Here is an 18,812-nt window from a genome sequence, read left to right as displayed (position 1 = left end):
CTACGCGACGCCGCTGTTCCTGGTGCTGGTGATGGTGGAACTCTCCGACGTGATCTTCGCGGTCGATTAGATCCCGGCGATCTTCGCGATCACTACCGACCCCTTCATCGTGCTCACCTCCAACCTGTTCGCGATCCTGGGCCTGCGGGCGATGTACTTCCTGATGGCCGGCATGGCCGACCGGTTCTCGCTGCTCAAGTACGGCCTGGCGCTGGTGCTGGTCTTCATCGGCGCCAAGATGCTGCTGGTGGATGTGGTGAAGATCCCGGTGCTCGTCTCGCTGACCGTGGTGGCGTTGCTGATCGGCGGTGCGGTGGTGTTGTCGCTGCGTCGTGAAAAGCACGGCAAGGGCTGACCGAGGGCCGATTGCCTCGACGCGTCACCGGTGGCGGGCGATAATGGCAGGTTGAAAAAAGCTGCCTGCCGAGCAGCCCACGCCCGCCACCGGGCCCCCAGGAGTGCCATCCATGACCCAATCCCGCAAGCAGCTCGAACTCCTCGCCCCGGCGAAGAACGCCGACATCGGCATCGAAGCTGTCAATCACGGCGCCGACGCCGTCTACATCGGCGGCCCGGCCTTCGGGGCCCGCGCCAACGCCGAGAACAGCATCGCCGACATCGAACGCCTCGCCCGCCACGCCCATCGTTTTGGCGCGCGGGTGTTCGTGGCCTGCAACACCATCCTCCACGACGAGGAGGTGGCCAGCGCAGAGCGCCTGATCCGCCAGGTCCACGAGGCCGGCGCCGACGCCCTCATCGTCCAGGACATGGGCCTGCTGGAACTCGACCTGCCACCGATCCAGCTCCACGCCAGCACCCAGACCGACATCCGCCACCCCGAAAAAGCCCGCTTCCTGCAGGACGTGGGCTTCTCGCAGATCGTGCTGGCGCGGGAGATGAGCCTCACCGAGATCAAAAAGGTGGCCGCCGCCACCGACTGCGCCCTCGAATTCTTCATCCACGGCGCCCTGTGCGTGGCTTTCAGTGGCCAGTGCTACATCAGCCACGCCCACACCGGCCGCAGCGCCAACCGGGGCGAATGCTCCCAGGCCTGCCGCCTGCCCTACGACCTCGCCGACAAGGACGGCAACCTGGTTGCCAGCAACCAGCACCTGCTGTCGATGAAGGACAACAACCAGTCCGCCAACCTGCGCGCGCTGGCCGAGGCGGGCATTTCCAGCTTCAAGATCGAAGGCCGCTACAAGGACATGGCCTACGTCAAGAACATCACCGCCCACTACCGCCAGCTCCTCGACGAGATCATGGCGGATTCGCCCCTCAGTGGCCAACCCTACAGCCGCACGTCCGCCGGGCGCAGCACCTTCCTGTTCCAGCCCCTGGCCGACAAAACGTTCAACCGCGGCGCCACCGATTACTTCGTCAATGGCCGCACCGCCGACATCGGCGCCTTCGATTCGCCCAAGTTCGTGGGCGAGCCGGTGGGCAGCGTGATCCGCCTGGACGGCAAGCAGCGCCGCCACTTCGACACCACCAGCGCGGTCGAACTCCACAACGGCGACGGCCTCACGTTTTACGACCGCAAGGGCGAACTGGTCGGCCTGCGCGTGAACCGCGCCGAAAAGCTCGGCGACGACTTCCGCATCCACACCGCCGACGCGATCCCGGCCGAACTCTTCCCCGGCACCGGCATCTTCCGCAACCGCGACCACGAGTTCGAGAAGATGCTCGAGAAGAAATCCGCCGAGCGCCGCATCGACGTGGACATCGTCTTCGCCGAAACACCCGACGGCTTCGCCCTCACCCTCACCGACGAAACCGGCGTCAGCAGCACCGCCACCCTGCCCCACGCCAAGGAACCCGCCAAGGACGCCGACCGCGCCGTCGCCGGCCTGCGCGACAGCCTCGGCAAACTCGGCACCACCATCTTCAACGCCCGCCGCATCGAGTTGCAGCTCAGTCAGGCGTGGTTCCTGCCCGCTGGCGCCATCAACGCCCTGCGCCGCGACGCCGCCGACAAGCTCGAAGCCGCGCGCATCGCCGCCCTGCCGCCGCTGCCGCGCCGCGCGCCGGTCGAGCCGCCGGTGCAATACCCCGAAACCGAACTGTCCTACCTCGCCAACGTCCTCAACCGGAAGGCGCGGGATTTCTACCACCGCCACGGCGTACAGCTCATCGAGGCCGCCTACGAGGCCAACGAGCACCTGGACGACGCCTCGCTGATGATTACCAAGCACTGCCTGCGCTACAGCTTCAACCTGTGCCCGAAGGAAGTGAAAGGCATCAAGCCCGACCCGATGACCCTCATCAACGGCAAGGAAAAGCTCACCCTGCGCTTCGACTGCAAACGCTGCGAGATGCACGTCGTCGGCCGCATCCGCAAGTCGGTGCTCGACATGCCGGCGGTGCCCGTGCAGTTCCACGCCAAGGTCCCCGACGGCCTCCACGCGCCCCACTGAACGCCGATGAAACCCGCCCTCTCCATCATCCTGCTGGTGCTCGCCCTGATCGTCGGCCCTGCCGCCTGGAACCTGATCCGGCACGCCAACGACCCCGTCCCCACCCGCGGCCTGCCCTGGCAGATCGAAACCCTGCCCAGCGGCGAATCCCAGGTGTTCGACCTCATCCTCGGGCGCAGCACCCTGGCCGACGCCCGCACCCGCTTCGGGCCCGAGATGCAGCTCGCCATCGTGGCCGACCCCAACGAAACCGGCAACGTCGAGGGCTACTACGAGAGCGTCACGGCCGGCTTCGTGGCCGGCAGGCTGATCGTCACCGCCGACCTGCCCGCCGCCGCCATCCAGGCGATGCGCGAACGCGCCCCCAAGACCGAGTACATGCAGAGCACCACCCGCAAGGCCACCCTCGCCCAGGCCGACCTGGCCGCCGCGCTGGCCGCGCCGATCCGCGGGCTCGCCTTCATCCCCTCGGCCCAGCTCGACGAAGCGGTGATCCTCGAACGCTTCGGCCAGCCCGCCGAACGCATCCGCGTGAGCGACCACCTGGAGCACCTGCTCTACCCCAGCCGCGGGCTCGACGTGGTCCTCGACAGCAAGGGCCGCGAGCTGCTGCAATACGTCGCCCCGGCCCGCTTCGACGCCCTGCGCCAACCCCTCAAGGCCGTCGAGGGCCCCAAGCCCTGACCCCCGCGCCGTGGCCAGCCAGCACATCGACCGCCGGCGCTGCGTCTCGTGCAACCGCTGGGGCGGCGAGCGCCGGCCGGGCACGGCCCCCGACACCGTCGACTACGACGAAGACAACGACCGCGGCCTGTGCCAGGACGGCCCCTGGCACAACACCTCCCGCCGCGGCCCGCGCAACGCCTGCGGCCAGTGGATAAAATGGGTAGCGCTGGAAACCCCGGCCGCCGCAGCCCCACCTGACACCCCCGAACCGCCCGCCGCGCCATGACCCACCCGCCGGAATTCCTCGTCGCCTGCCTGTGCGCCGCCTGGTGCGGCACCTGCCGCGACTACCGCGACGGCTTCCACGCCATGGCCGAGCGCTTCCCCGACGCCCGCTTCCTGTGGCTCGACGTGGAAGACGAGGCCGAGCTGCTGGACGACTACGACGTGGAGAACTTCCCCACCGTGCTCATCCAGCGCCGCGACACCGTACTGTTCTTCGGCACCGTGCTGCCCCACCACGACCTGCTCCAGCGCACCGTCGAGCGCTTCCGCGCCCTCAGCCCGGACGAAGGCCGGCGCTACGCCAACGCCGACCCCACCCGCCGCAGCTGGCAGACCGAGCGCAACCTGGCCCGGGCCCTTGCCGAACGGGAAGCCGGGGCGTAGGGTCGGGTAAAGATAACAACGACAACGGAGGCAACACCCATGGACGACTGCATCTTCTGCCGCATCGTGAAGGGCGAACTGCCCGCCTCGAAGATCCACGAAGACGCGCACACGATGTCCTTCATGAACATCATGGCGGCCCACCCCGGCCACGCGCTGGTGATCGTCAAGCCCCACCGCAAGGACATCTTCGAGCTGGACGACACCCTCTCCGCCGCCGTCTTCCAGGCCACCGCCCGGGTGGCCAAGGCCGTCAAGGCCGTCACCGGCTGCGACGGCGTCACCCTCTTCCAGGCCAACGAAGTGGCCGGCGGCCAGACCGTCTTCCACTTCCACATCCACGTCCTGCCGCGTTTCCACGACGACCGCCTGCTGCCCTTCTGGCCCGCCGCCGCGCCCAACCGCGCCGACCTCGACGCCATGGCCGCCCGCCTCTCCGCGGCGCTCTGAGCCCGCCGCCGCCCCTCAACCGGGGGCCGGCGCGCACCGTAAACCCACTCTCCCTGCCCGCCGGAACCGCAGCGCCCCGCCGATGCCCTTCGCCTACCTCAGCCCCGAAGCCCCTTTCGCCATCCTGCTGATGCTGGTGATCGGCGTGCTGATCTTCAAGCCGCTGCAAGCCTGGCGGCGCTCGCTGGTCAATACCGGCGTGTTCTTCCTCACCTGCCTGCTGGGCGATCTGGCCGCCGGGCTGCTGGAAGGCCATCTGCCCCAGGGGGTGGTTCACTGGCTGCGGGAGATGGCCGTGTTCGGCGAAGGCCTCGCCGTGATCCGCTACCTCGGGCTGGCCTTCTTCAACGTGGTGATGCCGCGGATGCACGTGCAGGTGGCCGGCATCCTCGCCGACATCCTGGTCATCGTCACCTACGTGCTGTGGGGCTTCCTGCGCCTCTCGATGGGCGGCGTCGAGTTCAGCCACCTGTTCGCCACCTCGGCGGTGCTCACCGCGGTGGTCGCCATCTCCATGCAGGACACCCTGGGCAACCTGCTGGGCGGCCTCGCGCTGCAGATGGACAACTCCCTCGAGATCGGCGACTGGATCGAGATCAACGAAATCTCCGGCAAGGTCACCGACATCCAGTGGCGCTACACCGCCATCCTCACCCGCGACGGCGAGCGGGTCGTCATCCCCAACAGCCACCTGATGAAGAACCGCTACGCCGTGATCTGCAACAAACGCCAGGGCGTGCCCCTGCAGCGGCGGATCGTCGGCTTCAACGTCGACCTGTCGGTCACCCCGGCGCGGGTGACCGCCGCGGTGCTCCACGACATCGAGACCGCCCGCATCCCCAACGTCAGCCTCGAGCCCGCGCCCCTGTGCCTGCTGATGGATTTCGGCCCCGGCTTCGCCCGCTACCAGCTGCGCTACTGGCTGCTCGACCCCGGCCCCGACGACGCCACCGACTCGGAAGTCCGCCGCCACATCCTGGCCGCCCTCCAGCGCGAGGGCATCCGCCTGGCGGTGGCCGACCAGACCATCCACCTGGTCGAGGAGAACAAGGCCCACCGGGACGAAGTGCGCGCCCGCGAACTCGAACGCCGGGTCGGCGCCATCTCGCGCATCGACCTGTTCGCCCGCCTCTCCGACGACGAGAAGCAGGAGCTGGCCCACCGCCTCATCGCCGCCCCCTTCGCCAAGGGCGACACCCTCTTCCGCCAGGGCGCCGTGGCCCACTGGCTGTACATCGTCGCCAGCGGCGAGGCCGAAGCCTGGTGGCAGCCGCCCGACGGCGGCCCCCAGCGCCTGATCGACACCCGCGGCCCCGGCAGCGTATTCGGCGAACTCGGCCTGATGACCGGCGCCCCGCGCCGCTCCACGGTCATCGCCATCTCCGACATCGAAGCCTACCGCCTCGACAAGGCCGGCTTCGAGCACATCATCCGCGCCCGGCCCGAGCTGGCCGAAGGCATCTCCACCATCCTCAACCGGCGCTTGTCCCGCTTCGACGACCTGGAAAAGGGTCACGCCCAGGACAAGCCCGGCGCCGACTCACCCCGCGCCTCCGAAGTCGCCGTGCTGCGCAAGAAGATCCGCGACTTCTTCGGCCTCTGACCCCTACCTGCCCATGCCCGCCTCGCTCACCGCAGCCCTCGCCCGCGCCCTCGACGCCCGCGGCGATCTCCTCGCCCGGCTCCGCGCCGAACACACCGACGCCTGCCGGCTCTTCCACGGCACCGTCGAAGGTCACCCCGGCCTCACCGTCGACCGCTACGGCAGCATCATCCTCGTCCAGAGCTTCCACGACCCGCTCCCGCCCGCCGCCCTCGACGCCCTCGAAGCCTTCTACGCCGCCGCCTTCCCCGGCCTCGACCTGTTCTACAACGACCGCAGCCACGCCAACTCCCGCATCGCCAACCCCCTGCCGCCCGAGCGCCAGCTGCAGGCCGAAACCCGCCGGGAGTTCTCCGAGCTGGGTGTCAGGTATTGGGTCCAGGCCCGCCACGCCGGGCAGGACCCGTGGCTCTTCCTCGACCTGCGCGCCGCCCGCCGCCGGGTGATGGCGGAAGCCGTCGGCAAGTCGGTGCTCAACGTCTTCGCCTACACCTGCGGCGTGGGCGTGGCCGCCGCCAAGGCCGGCGCCAGCCATGTGGTGAACGTGGATTTCGCCGAATCCAGCCTCGCCGTGGGCAAGGACAACGCCCGCCTCAACGAGCTGCCCATCCGCGTGCGCTTCGTCAAGAGCGACGCCTTCGCCGCCCTGCGCCAGCTCGCCGGCATCGGTCAACCCAAAATGGTGCGCGGCAAGCGCCTGCCGCCTTTCCCCGAACTCGCCCCCCACCAGTTCGACGTGGTCTTCCTCGACCCGCCCCGCTACGCCAAGAGCGCCTTCGGCGTGGTGGACCTCATCAACGACTACCCCGCCCTCTTCAAGCCCGCCCTGCTGTCCACGGCCGAAGGCGGCACCCTGATCTGCTGCAACAACGTGGCCCAGGTGGGCCGCGACGCCTGGGCCGAGCAACTCACCCGCAGCGCCGCCAAGGCCGGCCGGCCGATCCGCGAGATGGAATGGATCGCCCCGGAAGCCGACTTCCCCAGCCTCGACGGCAAACCGCCCCTCAAGATCCTGCTGATGCGGGTGTAGCCCGCCGCACCACAAAAAAGGCCGCGCCGGCAAGCATCCGGCGCGGCCCTGAGGCTGGCAACCCGGCTGCGATCAACGTACGCCGAAACGCGTCTTGAACAGATTGATCAGACGGGGGTTGCCGGTGGTCTCGTCGGGAAAGCCGTACAGGTTGGTGTGAATCCCGAACACCGAGCCGTGGTAGTTGAAGTAGCTGAAGTGACCGCCGTTGGCATCCACGATGTCCATCACGTCGGTCAACCACTGCAGGCCGCCCAGGCTGTCGGACTTGGCGCTGGGGTAGGTCACCCCGAACTCGCCCACATGGAAGGGCACGTTGTTGCCGGTGTAGAACCCCACCCGCGCCCAGTCGGTGAACACGGTGCCGAGAAAATCCTTGGTGAGCGGCACGAAACGCTGCCCGGCGCCCAGCGTGCGTAGCTGGAAGCCCATCGCCCCGGTGCCGCCGGTGAGGCTGTCGCCCTTGATCCACCCGCTGATCCGGTAGCTGTAGCCATAGCGCGTGCCAAACGCCAGCTTGGTGTTGATGAGCCCATAGGTGCCGCTGGCCGCGCGAATCGCCACCGCGCTGGTGCCCGAATGGGGCGCGGCGACGTTGCTCTTGGTGCCGCTGCCGCCAATGCCGGCGCTGGCAAAGTTGGCGGTGGTCGCGATGAACGGGTCGCGGGCCGGCTTCTCGTACTGCCACAAGGACGGCAGCAGGGCCGCGTTCTCCACGTCCACCGCGGTGATCCGCCGCGAGAAGTTGCCCGACGGATCGAATTCCTCCACCACGAAGTCGTCGAAGTGGATCGTGCCGCCGTTGTTGCTGGAGAAGAACACCGGCACGGCGGCCACCGTGGCGGCATTGACGATCTTGAACGGCGTGCCCTGGTAGTAGGTCCAGGCGGTGGAGCCGGTGGGCACCGGCGCGTTCTGCACGTAGCTCTTGGTGTAGCTCGACGGCGGCACCGCCACCTGCGGGTCGGGGTAGGCCGCGTAGAAGCCGTTGCCGTACTTGGGCGAGAGCTGCGAGGCGTAGGTCCACGGGTCGTACACGTGGAATTCGTACAGCACGTTGCTGTCGGGGATCAGGAACGGCCCTGCGTCCGGGGCGAAGCTCTGCTCGACGATCAGCAGGTGGTTCGGATCGACGGCGCGGATCGCCTTGGCCACGGCCGCCGCGTAGGTACGCCAGGCTGCGTCGGTGGCCGGGTTGGGCTCGTTGAGGATGTCGTAGGCGACGATGGCCGGCTCGTTGCGATAGCGCGAGGCAATCGCCACCCACAGCGCCTTCAGGCGATCCTGATGGCTCTGGGTCGTCCAGAAGCCGGTGTTCGACCCCGGCCCCTGAAAGCCCCCCGGCGGCGCCTGCATCGTGAGGTTGAGGCCGATCCCGGCGTCCCTCGCCCACTGGATCGTCTGCTCCAGCCACTGCCAGCCTTCGGGCTTGTACACGTACGGGTTGGTAGGCTCCTCGAAGAGCTTGTACCAGAGGTTGAGGCGCACGGTGTTGAAGCCCATCGCCTTGATGCGCTTGAAGTCCTCGCCGTCGAAGATCTTGGTGTTGTAGACCACCGTGGCCGGCGAACTCTCGTCGTCGTAAGCCGACACGTTGATGCCGCGCATCCGCACTGCCTGCTGTGCGGCGCCCTGCACCAGGGTGCGCCCCTGGGCGCGCAGGAAGTCGGTGGGTGCCGGGTTGGCCGGCGGCGAGTAGGCGAGCGGCGTGTCGAAGGCCACGTCGTCCAGGTAGAAGTCGACGCCCGCCGCGGGCCCGGTCACGTAGAGCTGCAGCGCGCTCACGGTGCCGGTAGGGTTGTAGGTGAAGTGGCCGTAGAGCTTGGCCCAGCGGTTGTGATCGACCTTCAGCGAGTCGAGCTGGATGTACTTGGTGCCGGCGCCGTCGGTCTGCTTGACGTTGAGGGTGAAGGTCTGCGGCGCCCCGGCGGGCAGACGCACCCAGGCGGTCACGGTGTAGTAGCCGCCGGGCACGAGCTTGCCCAGGAGGCTCTGGGCCGGGCCGGCGTAGTTCTGGGTGCGGCCGTAGCTGTACACGGCGTAGCTGCCGGAGTGGGGCTGATCCACCGAGGCGGCGAGCACCCCGACATTGCCGAAGGATGTCCAGGCCGCGGAGATCGGCTGGGTTTCAAACCCCGGATTGACGAGCAGGTTGCCCGCCACGACCGGGCCGGCTGCGATGATGAGCGAGAAGCACCCAAGTTGGGCAATCGAACGGCGAAGCGACATGGGAATCCCCTGGAAACAAAGGTTGAGCGCCAGCCTCTCTGCCGGAACGATTGGTTTTTTACACGATTTTACATTGATGACAGGGCATTTCCGTAAACCTTTCGTCATTGCTCCGGCGAGGCGCCTTCGTCTTCGCCGTCGTCCTCGCCGGCTGCCTTGGCCGCCGCCTTCGCAGCCATCGCCTCGGCGTGGGCTTCCAGCATCCGCTTGCGGGTTTCCGGCGCTTCCAGGCTCACCCGGCCGATGGCGCCGTCGCGGTAATCCTGCAGCAGGATCAGCGAGGCCTTCTCGATGTCCAGCCCGCCGCCCTTGAGCAGGCAGCCGCGGCGGCGGGCGATGGCCTCCACCAGCCCCGGGCCGTCCAGCCCGTCCACGGGCAGCCTGTAGCGCGCCGCCACCAGCGCCGGGTAGCGGGCCAGCAGCACGTCGCCCAGGAAGTTGGCCACCGCCTCGTCGATCACCGCGTTGCGGCCGATGGCGTGGCTCGCCGCCAGCATGTAGCCGTCCGAATCGAACTCGATCTTCGGCCACATCATCCCCGGCGTGTCGATCAGCGACGCGGTGGGCGACAGATCCAGCGCCTGCTGGCTCTTGGTGACGGCCGGCTCGTCGCCCACCTTGGCCACCTTCTTCTTGAGCAGCGCATTCATCAGCGTGGACTTGCCCACGTTGGGGATGCCCATGATCATCATCCGCAGGGGCTTGAGGCGGTCGTTGCGGTGGGGCGCCAGCGGCCGGCACAGGCCCACCACCTTGGCCACGTCGCCGGGTTTCTTGCACGACAGGGCCACCGCCGTCACGCCCTTCTGGGCGTTGTAGTAGGCCAGCCAGCGGGCGGTGACGTCCGGGTCGGCCAGGTCGGCCTTGTTCAGGATCTTCAGGCAGGGCCGCTGACGATGGACGCGCAGCTCGCGGATCATCGGGTTGCTGCTCGCCTCGGGCAGGCGCGCGTCGAGCACCTCGATCACCACGTCGATGCGTTCCATGCTCTCCGCCGCCTTCTTGCGGGCGGAGGTCATGTGTCCGGGAAACCACTGGATAGCCATGGCGTGCGTTGAATCAATGAAAACCCGCCATTATCAGGGCAAAATGGCGACCCTCGAAGGAAACTCTGCCCGAAAGCCACCCATGGACCACGAACACGTCATTCTTGAAACCCGCGACTGGATCGAAAAGGCCGTCATCGGCCTCAACCTCTGCCCGTTCGCCAAGTCGGTGTACGTGAAGAACCAGGTGCGCATCGTGGTGAGCGACGCCCGCCACATCGACGCCTTCCTCGAAGACCTCGACCGCGAGCTGGACCACCTGGCCGAGGTCGACCCCGAAGTCACCGACACCACGCTCCTGATCCACCCCACGCTGTTCGGCGATTTCCTCGACTTCAACGACGTGCACCAGATCGCCGACGAAGCCGTGGCCGAGCACGACCTGGAAGGCGTGATCCAGATCGCCAGCTTCCACCCCCAGTTCCAGTTCGAGGGCACCGAGCCCGACGACATCACCAACTACACCAACCGCGCGCCCTACCCCACCCTGCACCTGATCCGCGAGGCCAGCCTGGACAAGGCCGTCGAGGCCTTCCCCGACGCCGAGACGATCTACGAGCGCAACATGGAAACCCTGCGCAAGATGGGCATCGCCGGCTGGCTCGCGCTGGGCATGGCCCACACCAAGCGCCATGGCTAAGCCCCGCCCCGTCGCCCCTCCCGCGCCCGCCCGCCACCCGGAGATCCGCGAGGGCCAGTCCGTCGAGCTGCTCAAGGAACTCCACATCCTCACCCGCGACGGCCAGCTCAATCAGGACAGCCGGCGCAAGCTCAAGCAGGTCTATCACCTCTACCAGTTCATCGAGCCGCTGCTGGACGAGGTGATCGCCGCCGGCGGCGCGCTCACCCTCGCCGACCACGGCGCCGGCAAATCCTACCTGGGCTTCATCCTCTACGACCTGTTCCTCAAGGCGCGGGACGCCGGCACGGTGTACGGCATCGAGACCCGCCGCGAGCTGGTCGAGCGCTCCCGCGCCCTCGCCGAAAAACTGGATTTCCCGCGGATGCAGTTCCTCGATCTGTCGGTCGAGGAATCCACCCGCTCCGCGCAGCTGCCCGAGCGCATCGACGTGGTCACCGCGCTCCACGCCTGCAACACCGCCACCGACGACGCCATCCAGTTTGCGCTGGCCAAAGAGGCCAAGTTCGTGGTGCTGGTGCCCTGCTGCCAGGCCGAGGTCGCCAGCGTGCTGCGCAAGAACAAGAACGCCAGCTTCGGCAAGACGCCCCTCTCCGAGATCTGGCGCCACCCCATCCACACCCGCGAATTCGGCAGCCAGCTCACCAACGTGCTGCGCTGCCTGCAGCTCGAAGCCCACGGCTACCAGCTCACCGTGACCGAACTCGTGGGCTGGGAGCACTCCATGAAGAACGAGCTGATCGTCGCCAGGCGCACCGGCCAGCCTCGCAAGAACGCCATGGAACGCCTGGAGGCGATCCTCGACGAACTCAACCTGGGCGAACTGCGGAGCCGCTTCGCGTGCTGAGCGCCGCCCTCGCCGCGGCCGTGGCGCTGGCCATCGCGCCGCGCCTGCCCCGCCTGCGCCAGCGTTACGACGACACCGCGCTGGCACCCATCGACGGCGCCGCCGACCGCCGCGACAACCCGGCCCTCACCGGCCAGCTTGCCGCCTGGGCCGCCCGGGGCGCCGGCACCGGCGCAACGCTGCTGCCCTGGGCCCGCCCGGCGGTGCCGACGCCCCTCGCCACAGCCCGCGTTTCCGCCAGCGACGCCGCCGCCGTGCGCCACTTCGGCTATCGCCTCGCCGGCTACCACCAGCTGGACGCGCGCAGCCGGCTGGGCGGCATCCTCTACCGCATCGGCGTGCAGCTGCGCCCGCTGGCGTGGTGCCTGCCCCGCCGCGCCGACGAACCCTGGGACGATGCCTGGCTCACGGCCGCCGACGCGCCGCGCCTGCCGGCCCTGGCCCGCTGGCTGCCGCGCCGCCCCACCCTGATCGTGCTGGCCGACGCCCACCTGGCCGGCCCGGTGGAGGCCGCCCTCGCCCACGCCGCCCGCCACGGCGACCAGCCCGTGCGCCTGCTGGTGCTCGACCCCGCCACGCCCCCCGGGCAGCTCCGGGCAGGCTGAGGCGCCCGGCGCAATCCGATACAAAAAACCCACACCGAACCGCGAAACGGTATCGCTTCAAGTAAAGGTCGATTAGCGGAAGGGATAGGGGCGCACCGGCTGCGGGCGCTCCGGCTCGGGCGGTTTGACGATGGGCCTGGGTGGCACCACCTGGATCGGCGGCACGTAACGGCGGATCACCGGCTGGGTCACTGCCCAGCGCTCCTGCTCCTCCCGCAGGGTCTCCTGGCGGGCCTGACGCTGCTGGGCCGCCAGCTCGGCGGCGCGTTCGGCCTCCTGGCGACGCTGGCGGGCCTCCCACTCGGCGGTCTGACGCGCCTCCAGCGCCCGGGCGTCGTCCACCACCCGCTCGCTGCGCCGCCGGGCCTCCAGCTGCTCCCGGTAACTGAGCGGCGGCGGGGTCTCGATCCGCTTGGCCTGGGTGCTTCCACCCGCGCAGGGGCCATCGGTGTAGGTCACGCTGCCGTCGGCAGCCACGCACTTGTTCACCGCCGACGCCGGCATCGCGACCGCCGCCAGCACGGCGGCAAGCGCGCCCAGCCGGCCACGCACTCCAGACTGCTTCATCTTCCTCCGGCCTCCTTCGGGCTCCCTGCCCGAAGGGTAGCAAATCGCCCGCCGGAGGGCGGCGAAATCGTGCTCAGGCGGCCAGACGCTCGAACTTGGCCATCAGCTCGGCCCGCGTCTCGGCATGGGCCTCGTCATGGACGATGCAATCCACCGGGCAGATCTGCACGCACTGCTCCTCGTCGAAGTGACCGACGCACTCGGTGCACCGGGCCGGGTCGATGAGGTAGATGTCGTCGCCCTGGGAGATGGCTTCGTTCGGGCACTCGGGCACGCACACGTCGCAGTTGATGCAGCCTTCGGTGATGACGAGGGACATGGATTGGCTCCGTTGAGGGGTGAGGGTTCAGGGGTTGGCCGGCACCGCCGCGGCAAAGGCCGGGCGGCGGCGATCCGCCTGCTGGCGGGCCTGGAAGGCGGCCACGAAGGCGTCCCGCGAGCGGGCCAGGAAGAAGGGGTTGCGGCGGCGCTCCTCGCCGATGGTGGATACCGTGCGCCCGTGGAAATCGTGGCCGGGGAACACCAGCACCTCGTCGGGCAGCGCGAACAGCCGGCCGGTGACCGAATCGTAGAGCCGCCCCGGATCGCCCTCGTCGGTCTCGGCCAGGGTGCAGCCGCCCAGCTCCAGGGCATCGCCGCAGAACAGCCGGTCGTTCCACAGGTAGCTCACGCTGGCGGCGGTGTGGCCGGGGGTGGCGATCACCCGGATGGCCTCGTTGCCCACCCGCAGCACCTCGCCATCGACGGCCTGCCGGAAACAGTCGCCGCTGCCGGGCACCGCCCCGGCGACGACCGTCGCCCCCGGGTAGGGGTCGGCCAGACCGTCGAGGGCCGCGCCGTGGGCGTGGGTGAACAGCACCGTCGCCAGCGCCAGCCGGCGTTCCGCCAGCAGGGCCCGGAACACCAGGGCCTGGCACGGATCGGGGTTGGGGTCGATGAATGCCGCCTGCCCGCAGGCCGGATCGGCCACGAGGTAGCTCATCGCGGCAGAGCGGGGATCGAAGAATTGCCGGAAGTACATCGCAACGCCTTCAGTGAGTGACGATCTGGATCACGGACAGTACCAGCGCCAGCAGGCAGGCCCCGCTCGACAGCAGGCCGCGAGCCGCCCGGGGCGCCGGCGCGAGGCCCAGGCCGCTGGCGAAGCCGGCGCTCATCGCCCACAGCAGCAGCCCCGCCGCCAGCGGGTCGGCCTCGCCCCAGCGGTTCAGCGCCACCCGGGGAAACAGCAGCAGCAACACCGCCAGCACGCCGCCGGTGATGAGCGACAGGATGCGGAAGCCCGGGTCGGGGTGATGCGGCGCCGGGTGACCCAGATCGTGCCTGCCCATGTCAGGCCTCCGCTCAGGCCGCGCCGCTGTCGTCCGCGCCGATCAGCAGGCGCGCATCCGACAGATACTTGTGGGGCGGCACCTCCAGATTGGTGGGCGCCGGCTTGCTCTTGAAGACCCGCCCGGCAAAATCGAAGGTGGAGCCGTGGCAGGGGCACAGGAAGCCGCCCGGCCAATCGGCGCCCAGGGCCGGGTTGCCGGCCTGGAAGGCGCTCGACGGCGAGCAGCCCAGGTGGGTGCAGATGCCCACCGCCACGAACAGCTCGGGCTTGAGGGAGCGGTGGGCGTTGCGCGCGTATTCGGGCTGCTGGGCCTCCACCGCCGACCCCGGATCGGCCAGATTCGGCTCGGCCTTGGCCAGCGCCGCCAGCATCTCCGGCGTGCGGCGCAGGATCCACACCGGCTTGCCGCGCCACTCCACCACCATCATCTCGCCCGGGGCGAGCTTGTCGATATCCACCTCCACCGGCGCGCCGGCCGCCTTGGCCCGCTCCGACGGGGTGAGGCTGGCGACGAAGGGCACCGCCGCCCCCACGGCCAGCGCGCCGCCGGCACCCGCCGTGGCGATCAGCAGGCTCCGGCGGGAGGGGTTGCACGGGGCGTCGGCACTGCAGCCGGCGGGGGACAGGGTCTTGTTGTTCATGGGGTTCTCTCCGTTGGGGGGCTTGCGGGACAAACGCAGCCTCTGTGATACCAAGCAGGCCATAACAACATCCGTGCCAGCCCCACCAAGCAACACGACCCCCATGAAAATCAAGGCCTTGATGAATTCGCCCGACCCGCCGCCGGCCCCGCGGCTGCCAAGGCATCTGCCAACGCCCCTGCCATGACAGCCGGGACTGCCAGCCCCCCTCGCCTCCGATCCGGCCATCGCCGCAATCCCGATTGACCGCCCGACACCGCCATGACAGCATCTGGCAGTCTCCCTGGCAGAACCACCCCCAAGACCCCCAGCGCCCCCCCCCGGCCCGAACTCGTGTCCTTCCTCGACTCCCTGCCCGAGCCCCACATCCTGTGCGACCGCAGCTACCGCATCCTGGCCGCCAACGCCGCCTACCGGGCCAACAGCGGGCGGCCGGACGACCTAATCGGGCGCAAGTGCTACGAAGTCTCCCACCGCTACCCGGTGCCCTGCGACCAGGCCGGCGAATCCTGCCCGCTGGCCCGCAGCCTGGTGTCCGGCCAGCGGGAGCGGGTGGTCCACCTCCACCACACCTCGGCTGGCGAGAGCTACGAGAACATCGAACTCTCGCCGCTGCGCGACGCCCAGGGCGAGATCGCCTACTTCATCGAGAAGCTGGAGCCCCTGCCCGTGGCCCGCGGGCTGGCCGACGACCGGGGCCTGATCGGCCGCGCCCAGTCCTTCCGGGCCATGCTCGAACTGGTCGCCCGGGTGGCGCCGTCCGAAGCCACCGTGCTGCTGCAAGGCGAATCGGGCACCGGCAAGGAGCTGGTCGCCAAGGCCATCCACGACGCCAGCCGGCGCGCCGACCGGCCCTTCGTGGCGGTCGACTGCTCGGGGCTCACCGAAACCCTGTTCGAGAGCGAACTGTTCGGCCACGAAAAGGGCGCCTTCACCGGCGCCAACGTGCGCAAGATCGGGCTGGTCGAGGCGGCCAGCGGCGGCACCCTGTTCCTCGACGAGATGGGCGACATCCCGCTCACCATGCAGGTCAAGCTGCTGCGCCTGCTGGAAACCGGCACCTACCGCCGGGTGGGCAGCACCGAGCTGATCCGCGCCGACATCCGCCTGATCTCCGCCACCCACCGGCCGCTCAAGGCCCTGGTCGAGACCGGCCAGTTCCGCCAGGATCTGTTCTACCGGGTGAACGCCTTCCCCATCGTCCTGCCGCCCCTGCGCAGCCGTCGCGACGACATCCCGCTGCTCGCCGAGGCCCTGCTCGCCCGGGTGGCGCCGGATCGCAAGCTGCACATCGCCCCCGACGCCCTCGCCAGCCTCCTCGACTACGCCTACCCGGGCAACGTGCGGGAGCTGCGCAACATCCTCGAACGGGCCAGCCTGCTGTGCGACGGCGACACCATCCAGCGCCAGCACCTGCCCGACGAGCTGCTCCAGCCCGCCCCCCCCACCGGCCAGGCCGAACGGGCCACCGCCCGGCCGCCCGAGGCCGGCCCCAGCGACGAGGACATCGCCGCCGCCCTGCGCAGCCACAGCGGATCGCGCAAGACCCTCGCCGCCCGCCTGGGCATCAGCGAACGCACGCTCTACCGGCGGATCAAGGAACTGGAGTCGGAGGGAAAAGCCTGAGCCGGAGGCGCGAGCCAGCGCGCCCACGGCACGCAGAAAAGCAGAAAGCCCCGATTGCTCGGGGCTTTCTGCGATGTTGCTGGGGCGACATACCGGGATCGAACCGGTGACACCTGGAATCACAATCCAAGGTTCTGTCAGCTGAAAAGCCCCGTCCTGCAAGGAGTTCCGAACAACCTGTCCTTCGTGCGTCACCTTCCTGTCACCCGAGACAGGAAAATGGCTACGATCCGAGAACGCGCCGGCCGCTGGCAGGCGATCATCAAGCGCAAGGGCTACCCCCAGCAGTCCAAGACCTTCGACCTCAAGAAGGACGCCGAGAAGTGGGCGCGACAGGAAGAACGCGCCATGGACTCCGGCACCTGGGCCGACCAATCGGCGTCCATGCAAACGACGCTGGCCGATGCCCTGCGCCGGTATGAGACGGAGATCACCAGCGGCAAGAAGGGTGCCGACACCGAACGGGTGCGCATCGCCAAGTGGAAGCGTCACAAGCTCGCGCAGAAGGCCCTGGGCACGCTCAAGGCTTCGGACTTCGCGGGCTACCGGGGTGCGCGGCTCAAGGACGGTGCGGCAGCGGCAACGGTGCGCCTCGAACTGGCGATCATCTCGAACCTGTTCAACGTGGCCCGGAAGGAATGGAGCTTCGAAGGGCTGGCAAACCCGATTGAGGCGATGCGCCTACCGACCTCCAAGAACGCACGAAACAGGCTGTTCCTCGACGGTGAGGAAGCCCGACTTCTCCAAGCCCTAGCGCCGGCAGCACGAGGGGAGGATGGGCGATTTGGGGACGGGTGCGCCAATCCCCTGCTGCGCCCGCTGGTGCAGCTCGCCTTGGCCACGGCCATGCGCCGTGGGGAACTTCTGGCGCTGCGCTGGGAGAACATCCGCCTTGCTGACCGCGTAGCCCACCTGACCGACACGAAGAACGGCCATAGCCGCGACGTGCCGCTATCCAATGCAGCGGCTGAGGTGCTGCGCGCCCTGCCCCGCGCGCTCCGTGGCCCGGTCTTCCCGATCACGGCCAATGCGGTGAAGTTGGGTTTCATCCGCGCCGTGGAGCGCGCCCGCAAGCGGTACGAGGCGGAAGGCGGCAAGGATGAACGGATGCTGTCTGACCTCCACTTCCACGACCTGCGCCACATCGCCGTTACGGCCCTCGCCGAGAAGCTGCCTAACATCGTGGAGCTTGCAGCGGTGAGCGGACATCAGGACGTGCGGATGTTGCGCCGGTACTACCACCCGAAGGCGGAGGATTTGGCCCGTAAGTTGGGGTAAGCGTGGGAGAAACAGGCCCGGCGGGGCCTGTTACAAACTATTACAAAATAGCAAATCCAGCACATATGCCAACATGTTAGCACATGCTGCATCACGGCACGTTCTGATAAAAATCAGCTAGTTGCGCTGCGCATCGTCATGCAGAGAATACGTATCGCGGGGATTTTCCCGTATCCCAAGAGGAAACCGCGATGCACGAAGTAACGACGCAGCAACCCATGCCCCGCATGCAGGGCGACCGCATGAACCGCAAGGAAGCGGCGGAGTACCTGGGTGTGAGCAAGACCTTCCTGGCGCAGGACGCCATGACCGGCCGCCACGGCGTGCCGTTCTACAAGGCGGGCACCCGCATGGTCTGGTACGTGCGCAGCGAACTGGATGCTTGGATGGCCGCCCACAAGGTGAGCGGGAAGGAGGCTGCATGAGCACGAAGGGGGATGCATACGCCCCCGCCGAGTTCCTCGACTCCATCCTGCCGCATGAGGGTATCCGCTTCGCCTTCACCCTGCCCGATGGCCGCCACCACGCCTGCGCCAACGATGCGGAACTGATCGCCAAGGCCACCGAACAGGACGCCCAAGGCAAGACGGTCTATTTCGCCTGCGCCACCTACGCGGAACCCTACATCACCAGCCCGGACGGCAAGCGCCGACACCGCGTGAAGGAGAACGTGGAGCGGGTCAAGTCCTTCTGGCTCGACATCGACTGCGGGGCGGACAAGGCCGCCAAGGGGGCAGGCTACCCCACGAAGCGGGGGGCCGCGCAGGCTCTGAAGGACTTCGGCAAGGCCGCCGGCCTGCCCTCGCCCACGTGGATCGTGGATAGCGGCAACGGCCTGCACGTTTATTGGGCATTGGAGGAAGCCATAACCCGGGGGCCATGGGAGGCCACTACTAGGAGACTCAAGCTACTTTGTCAGAACCTGAACTTCCTGGCTGACCCCAGCCGCACGACGGACGCGGCATCGGTGCTGCGCCTGCCTGGCACGACGAACCGCAAAGACCCCGCCAATCCGAAGCGCGTGCGGGTTCTGCACAAGGTGTCACTGACCGCCACAATAGAGCCACCTCTGACCGGCATATAGGAGCCAGTTTGAATCGTCTCTGAGGGACGTCTTCGGGGGTTCAAGAGTGGTTGTTTCTCGGGGTGCTGGCAAGCGTCGGTT

Annotated in this window: 21 protein-coding genes and 1 pseudogene; 15 read left to right on the top strand and 7 right to left on the bottom strand. The window is 68.5% G+C overall.

What is annotated here, in order from left to right; genetic code table 11:
- The 8 genes and pseudogenes from ACE3N6_RS16385 to ACE3N6_RS16350 all read left to right on the top strand — a co-directional run.
- Nucleotides 1-355 (top strand): annotated as a pseudogene (locus ACE3N6_RS16385) (hypothetical protein); the annotation flags it as partial.
- A gap of 112 nt (nucleotides 356-467) precedes the next feature.
- Entirely contained in the window at nucleotides 468-2,417 is a 1,950-nt protein-coding gene (locus ACE3N6_RS16380) for a U32 family peptidase (protein ID WP_374246865.1), read from the top strand.
- 6 nt (nucleotides 2,418-2,423) lie between these two features.
- A complete protein-coding gene (locus tag ACE3N6_RS16375; RefSeq protein ID WP_374246864.1) occupies nucleotides 2,424-3,101 on the top strand; it encodes a hypothetical protein in 678 nt (225 codons plus the stop codon).
- Between the two features lie 10 nt (nucleotides 3,102-3,111).
- Nucleotides 3,112-3,369 carry a hypothetical protein gene (locus ACE3N6_RS16370; RefSeq protein WP_374246863.1) on the top strand — a complete coding sequence of 86 codons (258 nt, stop codon included), beginning with the start codon at nucleotides 3,112-3,114 and terminating at the stop codon, nucleotides 3,367-3,369.
- Nucleotides 3,366-3,752 (top strand): thioredoxin family protein, encoded by a 387-nt coding sequence (locus ACE3N6_RS16365; protein ID WP_374246862.1) that lies wholly within the window; start codon nucleotides 3,366-3,368, stop codon nucleotides 3,750-3,752. The genes ACE3N6_RS16370 and ACE3N6_RS16365 overlap by 4 nt, the downstream gene beginning before the upstream one ends.
- Nucleotides 3,753-3,791: 39 nt before the next feature.
- Nucleotides 3,792-4,202, top strand: a complete 411-nt coding sequence (locus ACE3N6_RS16360; protein WP_374246861.1) for an HIT family protein — start codon at nucleotides 3,792-3,794, stop codon at nucleotides 4,200-4,202.
- Between the two features lie 82 nt (nucleotides 4,203-4,284).
- Complete coding sequence (locus tag ACE3N6_RS16355; RefSeq protein WP_374246860.1) at nucleotides 4,285-5,805, top strand: cyclic nucleotide-binding domain-containing protein; 1,521 nt, start codon at nucleotides 4,285-4,287, stop codon at nucleotides 5,803-5,805.
- Between the two features lie 13 nt (nucleotides 5,806-5,818).
- Nucleotides 5,819-6,835 (top strand): class I SAM-dependent rRNA methyltransferase, encoded by a 1,017-nt coding sequence (locus ACE3N6_RS16350; protein WP_374246859.1) that lies wholly within the window; start codon nucleotides 5,819-5,821, stop codon nucleotides 6,833-6,835.
- Nucleotides 6,836-6,907: 72 nt separating this feature from the next.
- On the opposite strand, the gene ACE3N6_RS16345 is transcribed toward ACE3N6_RS16350, so the two are convergent.
- Both ACE3N6_RS16345 and ylqF read right to left on the bottom strand, forming a co-directional pair.
- Nucleotides 6,908-9,064, bottom strand: coding sequence for a cellulase family glycosylhydrolase (locus ACE3N6_RS16345; RefSeq protein WP_374246858.1), 2,157 nt, complete (start codon nucleotides 9,062-9,064; stop codon nucleotides 6,908-6,910).
- A gap of 104 nt (nucleotides 9,065-9,168) precedes the next feature.
- Nucleotides 9,169-10,110 carry a ribosome biogenesis GTPase YlqF gene (gene ylqF, locus ACE3N6_RS16340; protein ID WP_374246857.1) on the bottom strand — a complete coding sequence of 314 codons (942 nt, stop codon included), beginning with the start codon at nucleotides 10,108-10,110 and terminating at the stop codon, nucleotides 9,169-9,171.
- An 82-nt stretch (nucleotides 10,111-10,192) separates the two neighbouring features.
- Here ylqF and ACE3N6_RS16335 point away from each other — a divergent pair, with 82 nt between their 5' ends.
- Genes ACE3N6_RS16335 through ACE3N6_RS16325 form a run of 3 tightly spaced genes read left to right on the top strand, consistent with a single transcriptional unit; the run spans nucleotide 10,193 to nucleotide 12,202 of the window.
- Nucleotides 10,193-10,750, top strand: coding sequence for a DUF1415 domain-containing protein (locus tag ACE3N6_RS16335; protein ID WP_374246856.1), 558 nt, complete (start codon nucleotides 10,193-10,195; stop codon nucleotides 10,748-10,750).
- Entirely contained in the window at nucleotides 10,743-11,597 is an 855-nt protein-coding gene (locus ACE3N6_RS16330) for an SAM-dependent methyltransferase (RefSeq protein ID WP_374246855.1), read from the top strand. The genes ACE3N6_RS16335 and ACE3N6_RS16330 overlap by 8 nt, the downstream gene beginning before the upstream one ends.
- Nucleotides 11,591-12,202 carry a hypothetical protein gene (locus ACE3N6_RS16325; protein WP_374246854.1) on the top strand — a complete coding sequence of 204 codons (612 nt, stop codon included), beginning with the start codon at nucleotides 11,591-11,593 and terminating at the stop codon, nucleotides 12,200-12,202. Before ACE3N6_RS16330 ends, ACE3N6_RS16325 begins: the two co-directional genes overlap by 7 nt.
- 72 nt (nucleotides 12,203-12,274) lie before the next feature.
- Here ACE3N6_RS16325 and ACE3N6_RS16320 read toward each other — a convergent pair whose 3' ends face one another.
- The 5 genes from ACE3N6_RS16320 to petA all read right to left on the bottom strand — a co-directional run bounded on the left by ACE3N6_RS16320 (nucleotide 12,275) and on the right by petA (nucleotide 14,743).
- A complete protein-coding gene (locus tag ACE3N6_RS16320; protein WP_374246853.1) occupies nucleotides 12,275-12,769 on the bottom strand; it encodes a DUF4124 domain-containing protein in 495 nt (164 codons plus the stop codon).
- Between the two features lie 73 nt (nucleotides 12,770-12,842).
- Nucleotides 12,843-13,088 (bottom strand): YfhL family 4Fe-4S dicluster ferredoxin, encoded by a 246-nt coding sequence (locus ACE3N6_RS16315; protein ID WP_374246852.1) that lies wholly within the window; start codon nucleotides 13,086-13,088, stop codon nucleotides 12,843-12,845.
- A 27-nt stretch (nucleotides 13,089-13,115) separates the two neighbouring features.
- Complete coding sequence (locus ACE3N6_RS16310; protein WP_374246851.1) at nucleotides 13,116-13,790, bottom strand: MBL fold metallo-hydrolase; 675 nt, start codon at nucleotides 13,788-13,790, stop codon at nucleotides 13,116-13,118.
- A 10-nt stretch (nucleotides 13,791-13,800) separates the two neighbouring features.
- Nucleotides 13,801-14,100 carry a cyd operon YbgE family protein gene (locus ACE3N6_RS16305; protein WP_374246850.1) on the bottom strand — a complete coding sequence of 100 codons (300 nt, stop codon included), beginning with the start codon at nucleotides 14,098-14,100 and terminating at the stop codon, nucleotides 13,801-13,803.
- A gap of 13 nt (nucleotides 14,101-14,113) precedes the next feature.
- On the bottom strand, nucleotides 14,114-14,743 hold the full coding sequence (gene petA / locus ACE3N6_RS16300; protein ID WP_374246849.1) for a ubiquinol-cytochrome c reductase iron-sulfur subunit: 630 nt from the start codon (nucleotides 14,741-14,743) through the stop codon (nucleotides 14,114-14,116).
- A 261-nt stretch (nucleotides 14,744-15,004) separates the two neighbouring features.
- On the opposite strand from petA, the gene ACE3N6_RS16295 reads away from it, so the two are divergent.
- From ACE3N6_RS16295 to ACE3N6_RS16280, 4 genes are all read left to right on the top strand, one after another.
- Complete coding sequence (locus ACE3N6_RS16295; RefSeq protein WP_374246848.1) at nucleotides 15,005-16,369, top strand: sigma-54 interaction domain-containing protein; 1,365 nt, start codon at nucleotides 15,005-15,007, stop codon at nucleotides 16,367-16,369.
- A 219-nt stretch (nucleotides 16,370-16,588) separates the two neighbouring features.
- Nucleotides 16,589-17,647 carry a site-specific integrase gene (locus ACE3N6_RS16290; protein ID WP_374246847.1) on the top strand — a complete coding sequence of 353 codons (1,059 nt, stop codon included), beginning with the start codon at nucleotides 16,589-16,591 and terminating at the stop codon, nucleotides 17,645-17,647.
- 191 nt (nucleotides 17,648-17,838) lie between these two features.
- On the top strand, nucleotides 17,839-18,072 hold the full coding sequence (locus tag ACE3N6_RS16285; RefSeq protein WP_374246846.1) for a helix-turn-helix transcriptional regulator: 234 nt from the start codon (nucleotides 17,839-17,841) through the stop codon (nucleotides 18,070-18,072).
- A complete protein-coding gene (locus ACE3N6_RS16280; protein WP_374246845.1) occupies nucleotides 18,069-18,731 on the top strand; it encodes a hypothetical protein in 663 nt (220 codons plus the stop codon). Before ACE3N6_RS16285 ends, ACE3N6_RS16280 begins: the two co-directional genes overlap by 4 nt.
- Nucleotides 18,732-18,812: the final 81 nt, after the last annotated feature.

The organism is Zoogloea sp., from assembly GCF_041904905.1.
GTDB lineage: Bacteria > Pseudomonadota > Gammaproteobacteria > Burkholderiales > Rhodocyclaceae > Zoogloea.
The sequence above is the reverse complement of the archived record's forward strand: the minus strand, read 5'-3'. Positions and strand labels throughout refer to the sequence as shown.